The sequence below is a fragment of the Mesorhizobium sp. Cs1299R1N1 genome (assembly GCF_037179655.1).
In the GTDB taxonomy this organism is placed as follows: domain Bacteria; phylum Pseudomonadota; class Alphaproteobacteria; order Rhizobiales; family Rhizobiaceae; genus Mesorhizobium; species Mesorhizobium salmacidum.
On the sequence record NZ_JAPYKR010000005.1, the window covers coordinates 317,474 to 332,897 of the forward strand.

Here is a 15,424-nt window from a genome sequence, read left to right on the forward strand (position 1 = left end):
ATGACCCCTGGTGTCGGTTTTTCCGATAGATCGCATAGCCGAACGCCGGTGCGGTGTCGATCCATTCTGCTTATTCGAGCCTTGCGCGTTCCCGACCATGGCCCACTGATCCGGCCCGCTGGCCGCGTGACATCGCGTGCTTTCAGGCTCATAAACCTTGCGAATTTTCACAGAGATAGCCGATGCCGACCATCCATGATCTCGATACGCCGTCGATCCTCATCGACGCCGCACGCGCCGAAGCCAACATCGCCAGAGCGCAAGCCCACGCCGACAAGAACGGACTGAAACTCAGGCCGCACATCAAGACGCACAAGCTGCCTTATTGGGCGAAGAAGCAGATGGCGGCTGGCGCCGTCGGCATCACTTGCCAGAAGATCGGCGAGGCCGAGGTGATGGCCGATGCCGGGCTGACGGATATCTTTCTCCCCTACAACATCCTTGGGCGCGCCAAGCTCGAACGGCTGAAGGCGCTGCATGGTCGCGTGACGCTGTCGGTGACGGCTGACAGCGCGCAGACGCTGGAAGGGCTCGCCGCCACCTTCATCGATGCCGGGCACCCGCTCTCGGTATTGGTCGAATGCGACACCGGCATCGGACGCTGCGGCGTGCAGACGGCCAATGAAGCGGTTGCGCTGGCGAGGGTGATCGATAACGCAGGCGGCCTCGCCTTCGGCGGACTGATGACCTATCCGGCCGCCGGCCGGGCCGTGGAGGCCGAAGCCTGGCTTGCCGACGCCAAACAGGCGCTGGCCGCCTCGGGTCTCGCTTGCGAACGCATCTCCAGCGGCGGCACGCCTGACATGTGGCGTTCCGCCGATGCCTCCGTCGTCACCGAATACCGGCCCGGCACCTATATCTATCTCGACCGTTACCAGGTCGCCAAAGGCGTCGGCACAATAAACGATTGCGCGCTGACGGTGCTCGCAACCGTGGTCAGCCATCCAACAGCGACGCGCGCCATTCTCGATGCCGGCAGCAAGGCCTTGTCCAGCGACACGCTGGGGCTAAAGGATTTCGGAGAGTTGATGGGCGTGCCGGGAGCGCTGGTGACGGGCCTGAGCGAGGAGCACGGTACGGTCACGCTGTCGGGCGATGGCAAGCTGCGCATTGGCGAACGCGTGCGCGTGGTGCCGGACCATTGCTGCGTCGTCACCAACCTGTTCAACGAGGTCAATCTGATCGACGGTGAGAAGGTGCTGGAAACGCTGCCCGTGGCGGCACGCGGATTGATGGGGTGAATTTCTAGGCCGGACGCTCCGCCTGCCGCGCCGCCACCCGCCGCATGGCAATGACGCGGCGGCGCCGGATTTCGGTGCGCATGGCCATCAGATGCAGCATGAAGAAGAGCGCGGTGAAGCCGACGGCCATCACAAGCAGCGGCCAGAGCAGGCTGGGATCGATGGTCGGGCCGCCGAGCCTGAACACGGAAGCCGGCTGGTGCAGCGTGTTCCACCAGTCGACCGAGAATTTGATGATCGGGATGTTGATGAAGCCGACCAGCGTGATGATGGCGGCGGCCCAGGCGGCGCGGCTGGCATCATCCAGCGCACGGGTCAGCGCGATGATGCCGAGATACATCAGGAACAGCACGAACACCGAGGTCAGCCTTGCATCCCAGACCCACCAGGTGCCCCACATCGGCTTGCCCCAGATCGAACCCGTGATCAGCGCCAGCGCGGTGAAGACCGCACCGATGGGGGCCGCTGATTTGAGCGCGACATCGGCTAGCGGATGGCGCCAGACCAGCGTGCCGAGGGCAGACAGCGCCATCAGCGTGTAGCACATCATGGCGAGCCAGGCGAAAGGCACATGGATGTACATGATGCGAACGGTGATGCCTTGCTGGAAATCCTCGGGCGCGGTGAAGCTCATATAGAGGCCGACGGCGAGGACGAGCGCGGCGAGCGCCGCCAACCACGGTACAAGCTTGTCGGCCATCCCGACGAACCGCGTCGGATTGGCAAGATCGGCCCAGCCGCTCAGGCGTGAGGTGGTGTCACTCATGCGACTTTACATAGACCGCCGATGCGTTTGGGGCAATCGAGCGGTGGTGTCGCAGGCGTAGAAGCGTCTTCCTTCCCTCTTGTGGGGGAAGGAAGAACCGGCTCAGGCGGCCTCACCCTGTACGGAGCGGCTCAGGCGGCGGACTTCCTCGTCGTTGAGCAGGCCGCCGGCGCGCAGCAGGCTGGCGAAGCGGCCGTTGCGCAGCGACAGTTCGGCGAAGCCACCCATCTCCACCACCTTGCCTTTGTCCATGAACACGACCAGATCGGCATCGCGAACGGTGGTCAGGCGGTGGGCGATGATGAAGGTGGTGCGGTCGCGGCGCAATTCGTCGATCGCTTCCTTGACGCGGTCCTCGGTCTCGACGTCGAGCGCGCTGGTCGCTTCGTCGAGCACCAGGATCGGAGCATCCTTCAGCACGGCACGGGCGATGGCGATGCGCTGGCGCTCACCGCCAGACAGCTGGCCGCCACGTTCGCCGACCACCGTGTCGTAGCCGTTGCTCTTGGCCAGGATGAAGTCCTGCGCCGCGGCCGCGGTGGCGGCGGCATGGATTTCTTCGTTGGTCGCGTCGGCACGGCCGACCCGGATGTTGTCCTCGATCGAGCGGTTGAGAAGCCCGGCATCCTGGAACACGGTGGCGATCGAATGGCGCAGCGACTTGCGGGTCACCGTGCGGGTATCGATGCCGTCGATCAGGATACGGCCGCTGGACGGCGAGAAGACGCGCTGCAGCAAATTGATGAGCGTGGTCTTTCCCGCACCCGTCGGGCCGACGATGGCGACGGTCTGGCCTGCCTGGACCTCGAAGGACACATCGCTGACGCCCTGGCCCGAATTGGCGAACTCGAAGCTGACATCCTCGAAACGGACATGGCCGGTGACGTTGGCAAGGTCGCGCAGGCCATCCGGCTCGGCGGTATCGGCGGCCGAGTCCTCGAGCTTGTAGAAATCCTCAAGCTTGGCGCGGGCTTCCGAAATCTGAGTGGTGAAGGCCGACATCTGGTCGAGACGGGCGATCAGCATTCCGGCAAAGCCGGTGAAGGCCACCACGTCGCCGACGCGGAGCTGGCCACGGGTGACGAGATATGCGCCGATCGACAGCACGATCATCATCGAAATGGTCGAGGACAGGCGGTTCAGCGCATTGGCAATCGCCCACCAGTCGAGCACAGGATTCTGCGCGTCGAGCAGGCCCTTGACGTAACGCTTCAACGCCGCGGTCTCATGGCCGATGCGGTTGTAGCTCTGCAGCACGGCGACATTGCTGACGCTGTCGGTCACATGGGCAAACACGGTATGATAGTGACGCTCGACGGCGGTCTGCCCTGCCTTGGTGCGGCGCATGACGATACGGCCGATGCCCACGTAAAGGACGCCAAGGCCAAGCAGCACAATGGACATGCGGACGTCCATCGCAAGCGCGGTCGGCACCAGCAGCACCAGCGCGATGGCCGTCGAAAGATGCACGCGCATGAATTCGAGCCACAAGCTGAAAAGGGTTTCAACGGCGCGTAGCAGCGTGTGCAGCGAATTGGAAGTGCCGCGCTGGTGATGCCAGGCGAGCGGCATGGTGATTACGCGCTCGAAGGACTGGCACAACACTTCCGAACGACGGGCATGGGCGAAGCGATCGGCGCCACGCGCCACCAGCACGAAGGCCATGACATTGAAGAGACCGAGAGCTGCCCAAACCGCGAGCGTCGAAAACACCGGACCTTTTTCGGAAATAGCGCCGATCACCCGGCCTAAAAGGATCGGCTCAAGGATCGCGATGGCTGCAAGCGCGACGTTGGCCGCACAGATCAGCGCGACGCGCTTCTTGTCGGCAGCCAGATATCCCAGCGCTCTCCAATAGATCTGCAGAAGTGACACTTTAGCTACTCCGCCAACTTTCTATTGTGCCCAATACCAATATTGTGCACTGCACCATTTCGTAACACCTAACGGTTGATGCGTCGCAAAACAATGCCCGTCTATCGCTTCCGTTCCCGTTTAGCGAACAAAAGATGACGACGATACGAAATCTGACGTGATCACCTAACGGTTTGAGATAAAAGGTGAAATGTCAGCCTTGCGGCAAAATCGTGGCAGCAGCGGAGCACTGCCACATTTTTAATCACCGCGAGCTTGCACGGTCGGTTTCGCGCGTCTTTGGCGGACGCCCCACAGATCGCGCGCAAGTAAACAGGACGCGGCGGCGCGCGTCCCGGAGGACGCGCGCGCTTCTGACATAAACTGCTGATTTTACGCTGGTATCTTGACCACGACCTCGGTCTGGTCGCCGGCTTTGGGTTCAAAGGACGCCGCTTTTGTCTTCGATCCATTGACTTCGAGCGAGATCGTCTTGGCCTTTTTGTCGCGAACGACCTGGACCTTGATGTCGGCGCCCAGCATCTTGAGCGAAGCCTGGTAGCCATCCCAGTGGCTGGGCAGCTTCGGCCGGAATGTGATCTGCTTGCCGCGCCGTTCGATGCCCAGGATGCCTTCGACCGCCGCCCGGTAGAGCCAGCCCGCCGAGCCGGTGTACCAGGTCCAGCCGCCGCGCCCACCCTTGTCGTCCCCGGCATAGATATCGGCCGCCACTACATAGGGTTCGACGCGGTAGTGCTCGGTCGACGCCTCGTCGAGCGCGTGGTTGACCGGGTTCAGCATCGAGAAGCAGCGATAGGCTTCATCGGTCTGCCCCATCTCGGCGAGCGCAATGACGAACCAGGTGGCGGCATGGGTGTACTGGCCGCCATTCTCGCGCACGCCAGGCGGATAGCTCTTGATGTAGCCGGGATCCTTCTGCGTCTTCGAGAAGGGTGGAGTGAACAGTTTGACGATCTTGAGATGATCGTCGACGAGCAGCTTCGTCGCCTGCTGCATCGCGGTGGTCGACCGCGCCGGGTCGCCCTCGCCCGAAAGCACGCTCCAGGACTGGGCGATGGAGTCGATCTTGCACTCTTGCGATGTACGCGACCCCAAAGGCGTGCCGTCATCGAAACTGCCGCGCCGGTACCATTCGCCATCCCATGCCGTGCTTTCGAGCGCTCGCTTCAGCGCGTCGGCATGCTTTGTCCAGGCCTGTGCGCGCTTGGTGTCGCCCTCGGTCCTGGCGACCGCGGCGAAGTCGCCCAGCGTCTTCAGCAGGAACCAGCCCAGCCACACGCTCTCGCCCTTGCCGTCCTCGCCGACACGGTTCATGCCGTCGTTCCAGTCGCCGCCGAGAATCAACGGCAGGCCGGCTGGACTGCTGCGCTTGATGGCGAGGTCGAGCGCACGCGCGCAGTGGTCGTACAGCGACACCGTCTTCTTCGAGATTTCCGGGGTGAAAAAGGCGTCGTGCTCGCCTTCGCCCAGCACCTGTCCGTCGAGGAAAGGCAGTTGTTCCTTCAGGATGGTGGCGTCGCCGGTCACCAAGAGATAGCGGGCCGTGGCGTGGGCGAGCCACACCACGTCGTCGGAGATCAGGGTACGCACGCCGGCGCCGGTGCGCGGCAACCACCAATGCTGCACGTCGCCTTCCGGGAACTGCCGCCGCGCGGCGTTGAGGATCTGGTCGCGCGCCAGCGTGGGATCATGCGCCAGCAAGGCGAGTGTGTCCTGCAACTGGTCGCGGAAGCCGAAGGCGCCGCTTGCCTGATAGAAAGCCGAGCGGGCGCGGATGCGGCAGGCAAGGCTCTGATAAGGCAGCCAGTGATTGACCATGGCATCGAGCGCCTTGTCGGGCGTCTCGACCTGGATGGTGTCGAGGAAGGCGCGCCATTCGCGCTCATTGTCGGCCAGGCGCTGGTCGAAATCCTTGCCCCGGTGCTTCTGCACCAGCGCGCTCGCCTGCGCCGAAGACTCGGCATCGCCAAGCAGCCAGATGAGCGTGACGTCGCCGCCAGCCTGAATCTCGATGTCGCGGGCGATCGCCGCGCAAGGATCATCTCCTGCCTCGACGCGGCCTGAGAGGGCCGCGCCGCTCAGCACCGCCTGCGGCAACTCGCTGGACCCGTGCCGGCCGAGGAACTCGGCCCGGTCTGATGTCACCGAGTGGACGCCGGTGTCGGCGGCGAGGAAGGCCACCCGCTCGCTGAAATCGAGCCCGTAGGGATTTTGCGCCAGCAGCGCGCCGGTGGCACCGTCGCGGGACGGCACTATAGTTGCCGCGGTGCGCGACCGATGCCCGCCAAGCACCCATTCGGCATAGGCGTAAACGCGCAGCCGGGCCGGTACCGGGCCGGAATTCTGGATGCGCAGCCGCGTGATCTTCACCGGATCGATGGGATCGACGACATGGGTCAGGTCCATCGACAACGGTCCGCGCTTCGAGCGGAAGGTCGAGAAGCCCTGGCCATGCCAGGCTTCGTAGGTCATCGAGGGATCGCGCACCACCGCCGCGATCGGCGAGAACGCCTTGCCGCTGGCCTGGTCGTAAATATAGACGCCCTCGCCCGGCCGGTTGGACACCGGGTCGTTCGACCATGGCGTCAACTGGTAGTCGCGGCTGTTGCGGCTCCAGGTGAAGGCAGCACCTTCGGCCGAGGTGTGGAAGCCGAACGAGGCGTTGGAGACGACGTTGATCCAGGGCTGCGGCGTGGTGCGCCCGCCAGTCAGGCGCACCACATAGTGCCGCCCGTCGCCGTCGAAGCCGCCAAAACCGTTCCACTGGCTGAGGCCGGAGCCATCGGCACTGAGATCGGCCCCCGCCTGCGAGGCAAATGCATGCATCTGCGGTGCGGGCGCCGGAATTTCGCGCGGGCTTGGCAACCCTGCCGGCTGCAGGCCATCGCGCGCCTGCAGTGCGGCCGCCTCGGCCCGTTCGATCTGGTCGAAAATGGTGCCATTGCGCGTATGCAGCACAACCCGGGCGACGGCGAGCAGCGTCTTATAGGTGGTTTCCTCCATCAGGTCGCGGCGCACCGCGAAAATGTGCTGGCGGGGTCCGAGTTCCTTGCCACGCAAGCGGCTGTTTTCGCAAAGCGTTTCGACCGCGCGCTGCAGATCCTGGACATAGGAGGAAGCCTGCTCGTTGACGACGACGAAGTCGATCATCATGCCGCGGGTGCGCATATATTCCTGGAAGCGCAACGCCTGGGCAACGATCTCCAGATCGGCAACGTCGCCGATCCTGACCAGGAAGATCGGGTAATCGCCCGAAATGCTTGTCGGCCACAGGCTCGACTGCTTGCCCAATCCGGAAGCAACGGACTCGGCCGGCAGCCGCAGGAACGGGTCGGGATAGATCAGATAGCGCGCCAGTTTCTGCACATTGGCCGCATCGGTCAGGCTGAGGCCCATATGGCGGGTCTGCACCTGGCTGCGCGTCCAGGCAAGCATGGCCTGGCGAGCAAAGCTCTCCTGATGGTCGAGCCGGCTTATGGCCTCATCCAGCTCGGCGCGGTTGGCCCCGACGACGGTCCAGAAGGTCAGCGATACCTTCTTGTTGGCGGGCACGCGCACCTGACGGCGCAGCGAGGCGATGGGATCGAGCGTGAAGCCGGAATGGCCACCCAGCCTGGCGCCTGGATCGAAAGCGGCGGCATCGACGATGGTGCGGCCACGGCCGATGAAGGCGCGCCTGTCGGTCTCCGCCTCGGCATCACGCGCCGGTCCCGACGGATCTGTGACGAAATGCACCAGGGTGACATCGGGCTCGCTGGTTTCGCGCTTGCGGCGCGTGGCGAAGATCGCGCCATTGTTGGCGGCGATCTCGGTTTCCACGAACATCTTCGAGAAAGCCGGATGCGCGTTGTCGGAAGCCTCCGAACCCAGCACCAGCTCGGCAAAGGACGTCACTTCGATGTGACGGTCGGATGTGCTCTCATTGTAGAGCGTGATCCGGCGGCCCTCGCCATTGCCCTCGGAAACGACGATGCATTCCACCTCGGAGCGCAGCGTGCCGGCGGTTTTGACAAAGCTCGCCTTGTCGTCGGAAAACAAGGTCTGCGTCTTTTCCTCGGCGGCGCGTCTGGGCTCCGATGTCGCCGACCACCAGTCGCCGGTGGCAGCGTCGCGCAGGAAGATGTAGGAGCCAAGCCGGTCCTCGACGGGGTCGGGCTGCCAGCGGGTGACGGAAAGATCGCCCCAGCGGCTGTAGCCGGAGCCGGTCGCGGTCACCATCACCGAATAGCGGCCGTTCGACATTACATTGGTCGAACGCAGCGCACGCACGGGATCGAGCACGATGCGGGTATCGGGGCTCTCGGTTTCGGTCTCGTCCTTGGAGCGCTCGTCGGCCTCGGTGCGGACGGTGGCGGTCGGAATATCGCGCGGCGCCCTCTCCTGCAGCAGCAGTTCGGCCGATTCAATGACCGGATCGCTGTGGAAGCGATCGCGCAGGCGACCTTCGAAGATGGCGTCGGCGACGGCGGCGATCGACATGCCCGAATGGTGGGCATAGTAGTTCAACACGACCGCTTGGTTGGTTCCTTCCGGCACGCGCTGCGGCGTGAAGTCGACCGCATCATAATAACCATGACGGCCAAGCGCGCCGATTTCGCGCAGCCGGGCCAGATTCTGCACCGCTTCGCGCGGGTTGAACTGCGCCGCCATGATAGTCGCGTAAGGCGCGATTACCGTGTTCTGGCCAAGGCCGCGCTTGAGCCCAAGCCCCGGCACGCCGAAATTGGTGTACTGATAGGTCAGTTCGCGGTCGCGGGCGTTGTAGGCCGCTTCCGAGATGCCCCACGGCACGTTCTTCTGGCGACCGTACTGCATCTGGCGCTTGATGATCAGCTTGCTGGTCTGGTTGAGGATGGAGCCTTGCGGCTCCTTCATCACCAGCGGCGGCATCAGGTACTCGAACATCGAGCCAGACCACGACATCAGCGCGCCCTGGAAGCCGATCTCGACGATGGGACGGCCGAGCCTGAACCAGTGTTCGGTTGGCAGATCGCCCTTGGCGATGGCAAACAGGCTGGTCAGCCGCGCCTCGGAAGCCAGAAGATCGTAGCAGCTTTCGTCGAGCTGATGTTCCTCGACCCGGTAGCCGATCGACAAAAGCTTGCGCTCCGGCCGCATCAGGAAGGCGAATTCCATCTCGAAGGCGAAACGACGGGTGCGCTCGCGCAAGGTGAGCAGCTTGGCACGCAGAGCCTCGACAGCGTTTTCGTCGCTGTGGGCGTCGTGGACGTGCGCCTCGCAGGTGGCTTCGAGCCTTGCCGCCCAGTCGACGATGACGTCACTCTGCGGTGATGCGGCCTCAGTGTGAATGGCGGTGGCGAGCTTGCGGATTTCGCCGGCCAGCACCGCCAGATTGATGGTGCGGATCGAAGCCATTTCCGGCTGGGCCTTAATCGTGTCGACGGCACGCCGCATGCCGTCGAGGCGATCGACAAGCCGTTGGCGCAACGGGCGCAACTGACGGCGGTCGTCGGGCAGTTCATCGAGGCTTTCGCTCAAGATGGTCACCGTGTCGAGAATGCCTTCGAAATCGCCCTGCAGGTGGACGGAAGGCGCTTCCGCCCATTCGGCGCAGGCCGCCGCCACCGCCACCAGGTGACCGGCGAGATTGCCGCTGTCGACAGCCGAGATATAGAGCGGATAAAGCGGCTTGAGCGTCGTGGTGTCGTACCAGTTGAAGAGATGGCCGCGGCTGCGCGGCATGCTCTCGATGGTCGTCATGGTTGCATCGATGCGGGTGATGGCATCGGAAAGGCTGATCCAGCCGAAATCGCGCGCCGAAACGACCGAGAGCAGGTAGACGCCGATATTGGTCGGCGAGGTGCGCGGCGCCACGACGGGCGCCGGGCTTTCCTGGAAATTGTCCGGAGGCAGATTGTGATGTTCTGCCGTGACGAAGGTTTCGAAATAGTGCCAGGTGCGCCGCGCCACGGTGCGCAGCGTGTGGATGTCGGCTTGCGATATGCGCAGCCGGTCCTCGGTTTCGGCGGAGCGGCTGATCCAGCTGGCGATCGCCGGCGAACCGATCCAGAACAAGGCAAAGAAGAAGGCGACGAAGGCACCGGTGGAATCGGCCAGCACCGGAATGGCGAGGCCGACAAAGCCGATGATCACGGCGCCATACATCATGCCGTAATAGGAGCCGACATCGTTGTCGCCCGCCTTGTGCGCCTGCGAGGCGGTGCGCCACTCCAGGAGGTTCTGCCGGCTGACGAACAGCCGGTAGAGCGTGCGCACAATGGCATCGCCCATCATCCAGGCGTTATGTGCCATCAGCACGATCTTCAGCGCCACCATGGCGGTGCCGAAGGCGACGTCGCGCGCCAGCGCGGAGAAATGGCCGCGCGGCGTCTGGTCGCCGCTCTTGGGCAGGATGGCGTTGACCACGTCGAAGGTCGGCGCCATGAACAGGCTGAGGATCAGCAAGGCCTGCCACTGCGCGGCCTGCGTGAACGGCAGCAAGGTCCAGCCGGCGATCGCCGCCATCACCCAAAAGATCGGCGTCAGCGAGCGGCGCAGATTGTCGACCATCTTCCAGCGCGACAAGGCCGGAACGCCGGAACGAGGGTTAAAGATGTAGCCCAAAAGCTGCCAGTCGCCGCGCGCCCAGCGATGGTGGCGCGACGCATCGACCGAGTAGCGGGTCGGGTAATCCTCGACCAGTTCGACGTCGGTGACCAGTGCGGCGCGCGCCAGGGCACCTTCGAGCAGATCGTGGCTGAGGATGGTGTTTTCCTCGATGCGGCCCTGCAAGGCGGCCTCGAAGGCATCGACATGATAGAGGCCCTTGCCGGTGAAGGATCCGTCGCTGAAGACGTCCTGATAGAGGTCCGAAACAGCGAAGACATATGGATCAAGGCCGCGATTGGCCGAGAAGACGCGCTGGAAGAACGAGGCTTCGTCGCCGCTGGTGAGTGAAGCGGTGATGCGCGGCTGCAGTATGGTGTAACCGGCGGTCACGACGCGCCTCGTGGCGTCGAAATGCGGACGGTTGAGCGGATGGCAAAGCTTGCCGACCAGGCTCGATACCGCATCGCGGGTGGTGCGGGTATCGGCGTCGAGCGTCATCACATGGACGACCTTTTCCGGCAGCGGGACTTCGAGCGGCAGGAAGGTGGTATCGCTGTCGCCGCGCAGCAAGAGGTCGAGTTCGTGCAGCTTGCCGCGCTTGCGTTCCCAGCCCATCCAGCACCCTTGACCGGCATTGTAGAGCCGGCGGCGGTGCAGGATATAGAAGCGCGGCGCGCCGTCGGAGGGATAGCGCGCGTTGAGACGGGCGATTTCGGCGCGGGCGAAGTCGAGGATCTCGGTATCCGCCGCATCTATCTCGATCTTGCTGTCGGGCCAATCCGAAAGCAGCGCGAAATGGATCTCGTCCGCCAGATTGGCAAGGTAATGCACTTCGATGTTGCGGATGTTTTCCTCGACATCGTCACGCGAGCCGATCAGCGACGGCACGACCACCAGGGTGCGCGCCTCGGGCGGCACACCGTGCCTGTAGTCGTAACCGATAAGGCGTGTCGGCTTAAGGAACAGCGAGACCACGGTGTTGAAGAAAGCGAGCGCGCCTTCGCTGGCCGGCACGGCAAACAGAGCCAGCATCAGCACGATCGATGGCACCGACAGGCCGAGATTGGAAAGGGCGTTGCCGGACAGGACAAGCAGCAGGACGGTCAGCGCGAAGACGGGCAGGACGATGCCCAGCCAGCCGGTCTTGGCGAAGGTCCGCTTGACCGTCTGGCTGATCGTGGGCCGGTAACCGATCGCCTTTTCCAGTTCCAGCCGGCGCGGGCCAACGACATAAAAACCGACATCGGTATGAGCGGATGCAACCTGGGCGTCCGCTCCTTCACCGCTCTCGGGGACGGTTTCACCGACGGCGTGGCCGGCCAGTTCAATGGCTTTTTCGGCTACACGGTCCTCCGAAAGGTTCGAGCGGCGAGCCAGTTCCTCGATCGCGGTGCGGTATTGATCGCGCGAGAAGAAGTCGAGCGCGGCAAAATCGGTGCGCTCGCGCAGCACGGTATCGATGCGGCTGACGCCTTCGAACCACACCGTCCAGTCGACGTCGTTGATGAGGCGCAGGCCGCGGACGATGTTGCCGGTGGTCACATTGCCGCTGGACAGCGTCTGGTGCTCGGAAATGATGATTTCCTCGGCATCCGAGCCGGTCTTCTCGAGTTCGCCTTCCAGCCACTCCAGCGCCTTGCCGGCGTTCTGCGATCCGTCACGCAGGCGATAGAGAAGCTGAGTGGCAAAGGTGGTGTCCTGCGCATGCGCGCTGAAATTGGCGAGGATCGCCTGCCGATCCGGATTGTCGTCGGTCGCCAGCACCTTGTCGGCCACGTCATTGGCGATCTGGCGCATCTGGCGGGTGCGATTGACCCTTACCGCCAGGCGACGGAGGTTCTCGATCAGCACGAAACGCAGAAGGGACGGCAGTGCCCAGAGTTCACCAATCTTCAACGGTTCGACCGACTGAAAACCCTGGACGATAGACTTGAACATGGTCGCCGAGACGGAACTGTCGGAATGCGCGACATAAGTCCAGGCCAGCGCCAATGCGCGCGGCACGGTGCCGCCATCGGGCAGTTTCAGGGTCGGCAATTGCCGGTAAAAGCGGCGCGGCAGGTCGCGTTTGACCTGGAAAATGGTTTCCTCGATCAGATAGTTGTTGTCGAGCAGCCACTGCGCGGCCGGCGTGATGGTTTCGCCCCTCGCCTGCGCGGCATTGGTAGACCGGTAGACTTCGAGGATCTTCTTGGCGCTGTCACGGATACGGGCTTGAAAGTCGAACGGTATCAGGCCGAACAGATCCGTCAGATCGCCCTTGGCCAGGCTTTCGCCGAGCAGCCGGAGCCGTTCCTCCGGCAGGAATGTGGATCTTATCGGCTCTTCCGTGATGACTGGGAAGCTCGCGCTTGTCTTCTCGATCTGGGCTAGGTTCGTCTGAATATTCATTGAAAATTCCGTAAGCGGGCACTCAGCGGCGTCACCGCCACGGCAATGGCCCTAAAACTGGTTCGAATGCAATCGGTTGCATCAACCCTAAGCCGAAAGTTTATTTCCGCACCACGACGGAGCGTCATCTTTCGACCAATTCAAAGACGAGCGCCTCTCGCTCCCGCCGGGATCGATCGACGGAGAGGATTCGGGCTTTTTCGTGATGCCAGTGCCAGCTTACGCTATATTTCGCCAGCGTCGCGATCATGTTTGGAAACAGGCGGTAACCGTTGGGGCGAAGCGCGTCAGGCGGCAGCGATTATCCGGATCACGAAAAGGGTCGCATCCGGCGCGGGCTGAACCCGCAAGACAGAGGCGTCCGGCCCAAGCAGCAGGGTGTCAAGCGGTCCGAGACGAATGGGCGCGGCGCCGGGGAAAATGGCATGGCCTCTGTGACAAAGGATGAGGGTCGGACCGGCCTCGGCCGGGATTTCCGCAGGCGTCGAAATCGCCAGACGCTCGACCGAATGGAACATGCGGCCGCGGCGGGTCATGACGTTGAGATCGGTGATCGGGCCGGCGATCAGCGCGGCACTCGTCGGCTGGTCGGCTGGAAAGGAAAATGGCTGGGAAGCCGCCGTCACCCGCTCCGGCGGACGGCCCGCGACATCAAGCACGATCCCCTCGCCTTCCAGCACCGACAGCGTGCGGTCGATGCCGGCAAAACCCGAGAACGGCCCGCCGCGTTCGACCCGGGCCATCGAGACGCGCCAGTCGAAATCGTCGAGCCCGGCACCATCGGGCGAGACGGCGATCTCGGTCGTCGTACCGCCGCCGTTCTTCCACGGCATGACGCGGTAATCGGTGGCACGAAGGACACGCATCACGTCAGCCGCTATCCGAGAATGCCCGGCAGATTGAGCTGGTGCTCCTTGGCGCATTCGATCGCGATGTCATAGCCGGCGTCGGCATGGCGCATGACGCCGGTCGCCGGATCGTTCCACAGAACGCGCTCCAGCCGCCTTGCCGCGTCCGGCGTGCCGTCAGCAACGATGACCATTCCGGCATGCTGGGAGAAGCCCATGCCGACGCCGCCGCCATGGTGCAGCGATACCCAGGTCGCGCCCGAAGCCGTGTTGAGCAGCGCATTGAGCAGCGGCCAGTCGGAGACGGCGTCGGAACCATCCTTCATCGCTTCCGTCTCGCGGTTCGGCGAAGCGACCGAACCCGAATCGAGGTGATCGCGACCGATGACGACCGGCGCCTTGAGTTCGCCCTTGGCCACCATTTCGTTGAAGGCGAGGCCCAATCGGTGGCGATCGCCAAGACCAACCCAGCAGATGCGCGCCGGCAACCCCTGGAAGGAAATCCGCTCGCGGGCCATGTCCAGCCAATTGTGCAGATGGGTGTTGCCGGGGGTGAGTTCACGCACCTTGGCGTCGGTCTTGTAGATATCCTCTGGATCGCCGGAGAGTGCTGCCCAGCGGAACGGGCCGATGCCGCGGCAGAAGAGCGGACGGATGTAGGCCGGCACGAAGCCGGGGAACGCAAAGGCGTTTTCAAACCCTTCGTCCTTGGCGACCTGGCGGATGTTGTTGCCATAGTCGAGTGTCGGCACGCCGGCGTTCCAGAACGCGACCATCGCCTCGACATGCTCGCGCATGGAGGCGCGCGCCGCCTTCTCGACCGCCCGGGGGTCGCTGACGCGCTTTTCGCGCCACTCGGCCATCGTCCAGCCCTTCGGCAGATAGCCGTTGATGGGGTCGTGCGCCGAGGTCTGGTCGGTGACCATATCGGGGCGGATACCACGACGGAACATTTCCGGCACGATCTCGGCGGCGTTGCCGAGCAGGCCGACGGACTTCGCCTCGCCGGCCTTGGTCCAGCGCTCGATCATTTCCATGGCCTCGTCGAGCGTCTCGGCCTTCTCGTCGACATAGCGGGTGCGCAAGCGGAAATCGATCGAATCCGGATTGCATTCGATCGCCAGGCAGCAGGCGCCGGCCATGACGGCGGCCAATGGCTGGGCGCCGCCCATGCCGCCCAGGCCGCCGGTCAGGATCCATTTTCCCTTGAGATTGCCACCATAGTGCTGGCGGCCGGCTTCGACGAAGGTCTCGTAGGTGCCCTGCACGATGCCTTGCGTGCCGATGTAGATCCAGGAGCCGGCCGTCATCTGGCCGTACATCATCAGGCCCTTCTTATCGAGCTCGTTGAATTTCTCCCAGGTCGCCCAGTGCGGCACCAGGTTGGAGTTGGCGATCAGCACGCGCGGCGCATCGGGGTGGGTGCGGAACACGCCGACCGGCTTGCCGGACTGCACCAGCAGCGTCTCGTCCTCGCCAAGCGTCTTCAGCGACGCAACGATCTGATCGAAATCGTTCCAGGTACGCGCCGCCCGGCCGATGCCGCCATAGACGACCAGTTCATTGGGGTTCTCGGCGACATCAGGGTCGAGATTGTTCATCAGCATGCGCAGCGGCGCTTCAGTCGTCCAATACCGGGCATTGAGCTTGTCGCCGCGGGGGCTGCGCACTTCGCGGATGTTGTGACGGGGGTCGGTCATCATTGTCCCTTTCGGATGAGGCGGCGCGTTCGG

6 protein-coding genes are annotated in these 15,424 nt (G+C 63.7%); 1 reads left to right on the forward strand and 5 read right to left on the reverse strand.

From position 1 onward, the window contains the following. Positions 1–182 precede the first annotated feature (182 nt). Positions 183–1,241: a D-TA family PLP-dependent enzyme gene (locus O7A70_RS13730; protein WP_337140785.1), complete on the forward strand. Its 1,059-nt coding sequence runs from the start codon at positions 183–185 to the stop codon at positions 1,239–1,241. A gap of 4 nt (positions 1,242–1,245) precedes the next feature. Here the strand turns inward: O7A70_RS13730 and O7A70_RS13735 are convergent, their stop codons facing one another. From O7A70_RS13735 to hutU, 5 genes are all read right to left on the reverse strand, one after another. Then, entirely contained in the window at positions 1,246–2,007 is a 762-nt protein-coding gene (locus O7A70_RS13735) for a heme ABC transporter permease (RefSeq protein WP_337140786.1), read from the reverse strand. A 102-nt stretch (positions 2,008–2,109) separates the two neighbouring features. Next, a complete protein-coding gene (locus O7A70_RS13740) occupies positions 2,110–3,882 on the reverse strand; it encodes a glucan ABC transporter ATP-binding protein/ permease (protein ID WP_140769070.1) in 1,773 nt (590 codons plus the stop codon). 372 nt (positions 3,883–4,254) lie between these two features. Beyond that, positions 4,255–12,843, reverse strand: a complete 8,589-nt coding sequence (locus O7A70_RS13745) for a GH36-type glycosyl hydrolase domain-containing protein (RefSeq protein WP_337140787.1) — start codon at positions 12,841–12,843, stop codon at positions 4,255–4,257. Between the two features lie 287 nt (positions 12,844–13,130). Further along, positions 13,131–13,709: a HutD/Ves family protein gene (locus O7A70_RS13750; RefSeq protein WP_337140883.1), complete on the reverse strand. Its 579-nt coding sequence runs from the start codon at positions 13,707–13,709 to the stop codon at positions 13,131–13,133. Between the two features lie 11 nt (positions 13,710–13,720). Further along, positions 13,721–15,394 (reverse strand): urocanate hydratase, encoded by a 1,674-nt coding sequence (hutU, locus tag O7A70_RS13755; protein WP_337140788.1) that lies wholly within the window; start codon positions 15,392–15,394, stop codon positions 13,721–13,723. Between the last annotated feature and the right edge of the window lie 30 nt (positions 15,395–15,424).